We start from the raw sequence: 9171 nt of genomic DNA, 5'->3' as shown, positions 1-9171 counted from the left end.
CTTTATGGATATGGTATACTACATAAACGGAGGAAGGAATTTCCATTACCCACTCAAATCAACATAGAGCCAGAATTATTTTCGGTGTTTCGTCTTTGGTAATTACTAAAAATGGTTCGCTTGTAATTGGTTGAATGATATTTTTGCCAAAACCATTGTAGACAAGCGAATGAATTGCCGTACCCGATGAGACGTGCGTTTGCAAATCTCTTGGGACTAACAATTCAGATTCTTTAAAGAACTCTTTTAATGATGATTGTACATACGGATTTTTGGAACTTCCACCAATAAATAAGACATAATCAATTTCGTCTTTGGAAAGCATAGCCTTTTTTAAAGCTGTTTGAATCGGACTGAATATAGTTACAAATTCTTCTTCAACATTTTTAGACTTGTATGGAAGTAATGCCGTTAATTTTAAAAACACTTTCATCACTTCGTTAAATTCCGCATAGGAAAGTTTAGGTTCTGTCAATGTCAAAAGTCCCTTTCTTGAATCAATTTCAATACGGTCCCCTACTGATACATAATCCTTACTGATTGCAGCAGTTGGTAATATGCGATTATTTGTTTGCAATGAAATGTTTTCGCATATCATAATTTTCAGTAACTCTGCGGCTTTAAGCAACTGATTAATAATTCTCTGTTTTTCTGGTGTTCTAAGATCTTCGTTTGCTCTTCCGCTTTCTTTGAGTAATTGCGGAAAAAGATACTCAATAGCTATCAGTCGGTCTATATCATCGCCACCAAGTTTTTCAAACTTTGAGATAGATAGATTTTTAGAGTAAATACCGTGTAAATCTTTTCCTAATTCAAGAATGGAAACATCACAAGTTCCTGCTCCAAAATCAAAAACCAATATTTTAGGATTGTCTCCATCAGGAATTGTCATAGTTTTTTTTTCTAAAGAAGATACTTGAACGTAACTTAGAAAAGCAGCATTGGGCTCGTCAATCAAAGATTGCTTGTTAATTGAAATTCCATTTTGTTCTAATGCATAAATCAGTTCTTTTCTTTGATTTGCTTCAAAAGAAGCTGGAATACTTACCGCATATTGAACATTAGGCGGCAAATTATTTATTCTAATATAACGATCAATTTGTGCTTTCAAATATTGAAAAAAAACTTTTGCTGCGTCTTTAGGATTCAAAATAGGGAAGTCGCTTTTTCTGTCAAGTTCACTGTTGTAGTATTTTGAGCCAAGGTCCTCACCTAACTCCATTTTAAATGAGTACCAGATGTTTACGCCTTTTTTGAGTTGATATTTCAAATCAGCCGCACCTTTTCCTACTAAAAGTTGTTGGTTATACCAAGCAATAACAGTAGGAATTTTTTCTGATGACATTATCGCACCATCATAAAGTTTTTGATTCAGCCAAATTGGCTGTGTTAAAATTTTCTTTATCGTCCCGTCAATAGTTGCAACTGAAACAACTGTCGTAGACGTTCCGAAATCAACACCAATAAATGTTGTATTAAAAATGTCTCTCACTGGTCTTACAACTTGAGAGTTTCTTAATGCTGGAAATAAACTCTGAATATTAATATCTGTCGCCATTATTATATCTGGTTCTTGTCAATACAGTTTGGTAGCCTGTCGGTCATATCTACTTTTATGGTAACACATAATAAATAGACACATTCCATCTGTCTCACACTGCTATTTTCGTTTATATAAATTGTATTGTTTTTGCAAAGTAAATAAATAAATAAATATGTATTACATATTGCTTTCTTAAAAAAAATAGTGCAATAAGTAAATCATATTATAGAAAGAGGCTTTAAAAAAACTATAAAAACAACTTGAATCAACCATATAAAAAAGATAACTATTAAATCTTACTTGGGTTACGTAAGTTTTTTCCTTAAAGTATTTGCTAAATATGATCCACAGGAAATACCGTTTAAGATAAACATTCGTCATCCCTTGTTTTATCATGCTGTTTACCATGTCAAGATGCTCGAATATCTCAAAAAGACCTTCCGTTTTTTGTCAGCAGGTCAATTTCCAGAGATTCCGAAGAATCGGTATCTTTGCGCGATCAAATAACAGACATGAGTGAAAAGGAAATTTTCGACGAGATGTTAGGAATGATACGGTTGCGTCGTCATCCGCGGGCACGCCGATATACGTTGCGAGTTGAGAACGGGCAGGTCGTCGGAACGTTGCCGGTACGCGGTAGCGAAGGCGAGATGCTGGCGTTTATCGATCAGCATCGCAAGAAGTTGCAGGAATTGCTCACACGCAATACGACACAACGGTTCGACGAACAAACAGACTGGCAGACGTCAACTTTTCGCCTGCGAATTTTCCGCTGTCCACGGACAGACTTTTATATGACCTTAAAAGAGGGCATACTCCATCTGGCCTGTCCGGAAGCCACAGACTTCGGAAGTGAATCGGTACAGAAAGTCTTACACGCGATGATTCGTCGTGCGCTTCGTCACGAGGCGCTTCGCGTGCTTCCTAAACGACTCGCGGCTCTGGCTGCACGTCACGGGTTTTCATACACCGGGGTGACGGTACGCGATATGAAGACACGTTGGGGCAGCTGCTCTTCGGAACGGCGTATCAGCCTGGCACTTTCGCTGATGGTGCTGCCGGAACACCTGATCGACTACGTCCTGCTGCACGAGCTGTGCCATACGGTCGAGATGAATCACGGCGAGCGGTTCTGGCAGTTGATGGACCGCGTCACGGACGGACAGACCCAAGCGTTGCGCAGAGAGTTGCGCAAGCACTCGATGTGGTAAAAACAGCAGTGTGTAAGAGGGTCTGCCCAAACATGGCGTTTGACACACCCTCTTAACAAGGCTGCCTCGAAAAAATAGGCATTTGATGAGACAGCCCCGACCCTGTTCCGGTCATTTTAAATGATACCGTCTTCGCGAGCTTGTTCTTCGCCCGACTGCGTAATCAGCTTATATCCTTTTCCGTGGATATTGATAATCTCGATTTCCGGATCATCTTTCAGCAATTTACGCAACTTCGTGATGTACACATCCATACTCCGGGCGTTGAAATAATTATCATCGACCCAAATCGTTTTCAGGGCGTAATTACGCTCCAGAATTTCGTTGGCATGTGCGCAGAGCAGACTCAACAGTTCGCATTCCTTCGTCGTAAGTTTCGTGATCTTCTCGCCGATGGTCAGCGTCTGTTTTTGCGTGTCGAACATAAAGTTACCCAGTCTGTAGAAAGGTACGTCCTTCATCTTCTTGCCTTTCACGCGGCGCAGAATCGCTTCGATACGCAGCAGCAACTCTTCCATGCTGAACGGTTTGGTCAAATAATCGTCCGCTCCGATCTTAAACCCTTCGAGGATATCTTCCTTCATCGTTTTTGCAGTCAGGAAGATAATCGGGATATCGGGATTAATGGAACGTATTTCCTGAGCCAGCGTGAAGCCGTCTTTCTTCGGCATCATCACATCCAGCACGCACAAGTCGTAAGATCCTGTCGTAAAGCCTTTATAACCGGCTTCTCCGTCGGAGAACAAGTCGGTAATATAACCTTTGGCCTGCAAGTATTCTCTTAGCAGCATTCCTAAATTTTCATCGTCTTCGCAAAAGAAGATTTTCAATTTTTCGTCCATAATTTCTGATTTTTAATGTTTAGTTTTTAATGAGTGGCAATGTTATAATAAATCGTGTTCCTGATTCCTGTTGTTGTTCGGCACGGATCGTTCCGCCATGATCCTCGACCATCTTGCGCACGTAGGCCAGCCCCAATCCGAAGCCTTTCACATCGTGCACATTCCCGGTGGGCACACGGTAGAAGCGGTCAAATATCTTTTTCAGATGTTCCTTTTTGATGCCGATGCCATTATCTTCGATCGAGATAATCAGTTTACCGTTTTCGCTACGTGTGCGCGCCATGAGTTCCAATGGCACTTCCTTGCGGCGGTACTTGACGGCATTATCGAGCAGGTTGAACAAGACGTTCGTGATATGCATCTCGTCGATATAAACGGACGAATCTTCAGCCTGTAAATCCACGTCGATCGTCCCGCCGTACTTCTCCACTTTCAGAGCAAAGGTGCTGACAATCCCGACCAGCAAATCATTGGCATCAATTTCTTTCAGTTTCAACGTCGCCTTCTGTTTTTCGAACAGCGACATTTGGAGCACCTTTTCTACGAGAAAGCCAAGGCGCTTCGTTTCATCGTTAATGACCCCCGAAATATGTTTGAAGACATCGGGGCTTTTCGTAATATCCGTATCACGCAGCATCTGTGCGGCCAGTGAAATCGTCGATACCGGCGTCTTCAGCTCGTGCGTCATATTGTTCACAAAATCATTCTTCATCTCCGACAGCCTCTTCTGACGGAAAATAATGTAGATCGTTGTAATGAACGTCACCAGCAAAATAAACGAGAACAGCACGGATGGCACGAGGAATGTCACAGAACTCGATATATAATCCCTCTTCGTCGGAAAATAAATCTTAAGATAATTCCATTTCGACGGCGGATCGTTCGGGAATAACACATGGGTGACCACATCGGCAGTCTTCGGCGGTTTATCATACGCTTCGTTCTGATAGATGGTCACGCCATCCTTGTTGACCACCGAAAAAATATACGGAATGTTCAGCCCGCTGCTGATCAGTTCAGACTTGATGTAATTGTTCAACACCTTGAAATCAACTCGTTCATCGATAGGCTTCAGGTTCGGCGTATAAATCATACTGTACAGCACATCATCAATCACACCCGCCTGATATTCATACCGTTTCAATAGTTTCTTCTGCTGCTCTTCGGATGCGCGGATAATCGTATTCTTCGAAGGTACCGAAGTCGTTGCGCTGAAACGATTGAGTTCGATATGCTGAATGCTGCCATTGGCATTTTGCACATGTAACTGGTAACTTTCGCTCTGCGTAATCTTCTGATTGATCTCCATCTGATTGGGAGGACTTTTATACATGAAGCTGTTCCCACCGGACTTGATGTCTTCTTCCAGATACCGATAGACCTCATCCCGTTCGATACTGCCGGACACTTTTTCCAAACAGCGACGTACCGTAGTGTCGAACTGTTCGTTGCTCGTCTTCATGATGATACTGATATAGCTGACCTGCAAATAAAGCAGGCCTGCAAATGCAAATCCCATGACGGTCGCAAGCATCCAAATCGTTGACTTCTTCATTGTCTTTTGCTTCTCCTCTTTTAATGATAACAAATAACGTGCATTTTAGTTTAATATTCACGCAAAAAAGGTGAAAAATATAGCGTTCAACCGTTAATAATAATTAGTAAGATAAATCAAAATGGCTTATTCTCCTCCATTAGAAAGAATATAACCCTTTCTCTGTCAATAACTAAACAGTATTTCCATACATCCATCTAATTGTTAAAATCGAGGCCAAAGAATACTCGATTCTCCGGCCTCTCAATCATTTTAGTGTGTCTATTTTTCCTGTTTCAAACGCCCCGATATGCCAAGGGGACAGAAATCAGTGTGCTTCAATCCATCGACGGGCATTCACAAAAGCCTCGATCCATGGTGTCACGTCGTCGCCGAGGCGGTCGGCGGGATAATATCCGCATTGCCACGGGAAGATAGAGCGTTCGGGATGAGGCATCATGGCGAGATGGCGGCCATCGGCCGAGCAAACGCCGGCAACGGCCCACGGCGAACCGTTCGGATTGGCCGGATAACCATCGTAGCTGTACTTCGCCACAATGTGGTATTGTTTTTCGTCGTACGGAAATTCGAACCGACCTTCGCCGTGCGCAATCCAGACACCAAGCTTCGTGCCCGATAGCGAGCCGAGCATGATGGAATGATTCTTCGGAATATCTATCCCTACAAATCCCGATTCGAATTTATGGGAACGGTTATGCCTCATCTTATGCTTCTCTTCGTGTTCGGGATAGAGCAGTCCCAATTCGGCCATCAGCTGACAGCCGTTGCAGATGCCGAGGCTCATCGTGTCTTCGCGTGCGTAAAAGCGATCGATGGCCTGCTTGGCCTTCTCATTATAAAGAATACCGGCAGCCCACCCTTTGGCCGAACCGAGTACATCGGAGTTGGAGAATCCGCCGCAGAAGACGATGAAGTTCACATCTTCGAGCGTCTCACGCCCCGAAGCGAGGTCGGTCAGATGCACATCCTTCACATCGAAACCGGCCAGATAGAGCGTGTAAGCCATTTCGCGTTCCCCGTTTGTACCCTTGTCGCGCAGGATGGCCGCACGAACACCGCTCCGCTTGCGACGGTCGGCCGTCAGTTTGTACGACGCGAGCGTCCCTGCAAAATCTTTGTGAAACTTGTATTTGAGCGGTTGCATCTTGTAGTTCTCGTACCGGTTGCCGGCGCATTCGCGCCCGCTCTGCTGCATATCGAGCAGATACGATGACTTGTACCAGACATCGCGCATATAATCCACACCGAAATGATAAGTCGCATCATTTTTCGTCACGATGAGGTGCCGTTCGTCTGTCGGCCGTGCAATACGTGCGAATCCGATACCGGCCGCACGCATCTGTTTCTCGAAGACGCTCTTCTCTTTCACCTGAACGAGGATACCCGGATTCTCGGCAAACAGGATTTTAACGATATCTTCTTCGGCTATGGCGTTCAAATCCACTTCCAGACCGCCTTCGACATTGGCGAAACACATTTCGAGCAAAGCGGTGATCATACCGCCTGCCGAAATATCATGTCCGGCAAGTATCAATCCCTTGTTGATCGCTTCTTGTACGGTATGGAATGCGTCGCGGAAATAATCGTAATCTTTGACTGTCGGCGCCTCACTGCCCACCTTGCCGAGTGACTGTGCGAAAGCCGATCCGCCGAGGTGAAGAGCATCGAACGAAAAATCGATATAATATATATAGGTATGTTTGTCGCGAACAAGTACAGGCGAAACGATCTTGCGGATGTCGCTCACTTCACCCGCGGCCGAGATAATCACAGTGCCGGGTGAAAAGACTTTGTCGGTACCGTATTTCTGGGTCATCGAAAGCGAGTCCTTGCCGGTCGGGATGTTGATACCGAGTGCGCAGGCAAAATTCGATGCCGCTTCAACGGCCTTATACAACCGCGCGTCCTCGCCCTTGTTCCGGCAGGGCCACATCCAGTTGGCGCTTAACGAGACACTGGTAAGCCCATCGACCAGTGGAGCAAAGACAATATTCGTCAGTGCTTCGGCGATAGCCATCACCGATCCGGCGGCCGGGTCGATCAACGCGACTTGCGGAGCGTGGCCGATGGAGGTGGCCATACCGGCCTTACCCCGATAGTCGAGCGCCACGGCGCCAAGGTCGCTGAGCGGTAGCTGCAACTCACCCAGACACTGTTGGCGAGCGATCTTACCCGTCACACTGCGGTCGACCTTGTTCGTTAGCCAGTCTTTGCAGGCTACGGCTTCGAGCTGGAGCACATTTTCGAGGTAGCGATGCAAATCGGCTTCCTTATATTTGACAGGGGAATATGCTTCGTCGACCGTTTGATCTTCCATGATGGTCCGCGGTGGCTTACCGAACATGTACTCGAGTTTGATATCGATGGGACGTACGCCGTCCTGCTGTTCGAAAACAAATTTCATATCATCCGTCGTTTGACCAACAACGTACATCGGTGCGCGTTCACGTTCAGCGATACGTCGCACACGCTCGACGTCTTTTTCTTTCATCAATAGCCCCATACGCTCTTGACTCTCGTTGCCGATAATCTCCTTCGCCGAAAGTGTCGGGTCGCCGACAGGGAGTTTCGACATGTCGATATGTCCGCCGGTAGCTTCGACAAGCTCGGACAGACAGTTCAGGTGCCCCCCCGCTCCATGATCGTGGATCGAGATAATGGGATTACTTTCGGATTCCGCAATCGCACGGATCACGTTGGCCGCCCGTTTCTGCATCTCCGGATTGGCACGTTGCACGGCATTCAGCTCGATGCCACTCGTATATTGTCCCGTATCAACCGATGAGACGGCGCCGCCACCCATACCGATGCGGTAGTTATCACCTCCGAGAATCACCACTTTCTCCTTCGGCTTCGGTTCACCTTTGAGGGCATCGCGTTTGTTCGCGTAGCCCACGCCTCCGGCCAGCATGATGACTTTGTCGTACGCATATTTCTTCTCGTTCTCGGTGTGCTCGAAAGTGAGCAGCGATCCGCAGATCAGCGGTTGTCCGAACTTATTTCCGAAATCGGAAGCGCCGTTCGAGGCTTTGATCAGGATTTGTTCGGGCGACTGGTACAACCATCGACGCGGATCGAGTATTTTCTCCCACGAGCGATTTTCTTCGGTGCGGGGGTACGCAGTCATATACACGGCCGTTCCTGCGATGGGAAGAGAAGCCTTGCCTCCGCCCAAACGATCGCGAATCTCGCCTCCCGTACCCGTAGCGGCACCGTTAAACGGCTCTACGGTTGTCGGGAAATTATGTGTTTCGGCCTTGAGCGACAACACGGTGTCGATTTTCTTAACCGAAAAGTAGTCGGGTTTATCGGCAGACAGAGGAGCGAACTGTTCGACCGTCGGGCCGGCGTTGAAGGCCACATTGTCTTTGTAGGCTGAAACCAGCTTGTTCGGGTTCTCGGCCGATGTTTTTTTGATCAGACTAAAGAGGGAATGCTCTTTTTCTTCGCCGTCGATCACGAAGGTGCCACCGAAGATTTTATGTCGGCAATGCTCCGAATTCACCTGCGAAAATCCAAACACTTCGCTGTCGGTCAATTTACGTTTCAGTTTTTGGCTGACTTCGTTGAGGTAGCTCACTTCGTCGGTGCTCAGCGCAAGTCCTTCCTGTTCGTCATAGGCCGCAATATCGTCGATATACACAATCGGATCGGGCGTCCGGTCGATCGTGAACAGTTGCTGGTCAAGGTTTTCATAGACATGTTGCAACATCGGGTCATGTTCCTTTTCCGGCGACAAGGGAATATATTCTTCGATACGCGAAATTCCTTCCAAGCCCATGTTCTGCGTGATTTCGACCGCATTCGTGCTCCACGGCGTGATCATCTCACGACGCGGCCCGACAAATCGTCCCTTAACCACATTCGCCTCTACCGGAGTGGCGCCGCTGAACAGCCAGATTAATTTTTCGATATCGTTCTTCGAAAAGGCATGGGAACTCTCTACTGCTAAGACGGTTTTGTCCGACGATTGAAAAAACTGAATCATATATAATTCCTTATGGTTATTGATTATTTAAA

The 9171-nt window shown here is 46.2% G+C and carries 5 protein-coding genes; 1 reads left to right on the top strand and 4 read right to left on the bottom strand.

Going from position 1 to position 9171, the window contains the following annotated elements:
- Positions 1 to 58 precede the first annotated feature (58 nt).
- Positions 59 to 1558, bottom strand: a complete 1500-nt coding sequence (locus EII41_RS05945) for an Hsp70 family protein (RefSeq protein ID WP_124789828.1) — start codon at positions 1556 to 1558, stop codon at positions 59 to 61.
- A gap of 497 nt (positions 1559 to 2055) precedes the next feature.
- On the opposite strand from EII41_RS05945, the gene EII41_RS05940 reads away from it, so the two are divergent.
- On the top strand, positions 2056 to 2754 hold the full coding sequence (locus EII41_RS05940) for a M48 family metallopeptidase (RefSeq protein WP_124789827.1): 699 nt from the start codon (positions 2056 to 2058) through the stop codon (positions 2752 to 2754).
- Between the two features lie 116 nt (positions 2755 to 2870).
- Here the strand turns inward: EII41_RS05940 and EII41_RS05935 are convergent, their stop codons facing one another.
- The 3 genes from EII41_RS05935 to purL all read right to left on the bottom strand — a co-directional run bounded on the left by EII41_RS05935 (position 2871) and on the right by purL (position 9139).
- Entirely contained in the window at positions 2871 to 3596 is a 726-nt protein-coding gene (locus tag EII41_RS05935) for a response regulator transcription factor (RefSeq protein WP_124752325.1), read from the bottom strand.
- Between the two features lie 19 nt (positions 3597 to 3615).
- The gene (locus EII41_RS05930; RefSeq protein ID WP_124789826.1) at positions 3616 to 5151 is read right to left on the bottom strand and encodes a sensor histidine kinase; all 1536 of its coding nucleotides are present in this window, start codon (positions 5149 to 5151) and stop codon (positions 3616 to 3618) included.
- Positions 5152 to 5458: 307 nt separating this feature from the next.
- Positions 5459 to 9139, bottom strand: a complete 3681-nt coding sequence (purL, locus tag EII41_RS05925) for a phosphoribosylformylglycinamidine synthase (protein WP_124789825.1) — start codon at positions 9137 to 9139, stop codon at positions 5459 to 5461.
- Positions 9140 to 9171 lie beyond the last annotated feature (32 nt).

It is taken from the genome of Tannerella forsythia, from assembly GCF_003860135.1.
In the GTDB taxonomy this organism is placed as follows: Bacteria; Bacteroidota; Bacteroidia; order Bacteroidales; family Tannerellaceae; genus Tannerella; species Tannerella forsythia_A.
Note: the sequence above shows the minus strand (reverse complement) of the source record. Positions and strands in the feature narration are given on the sequence as shown.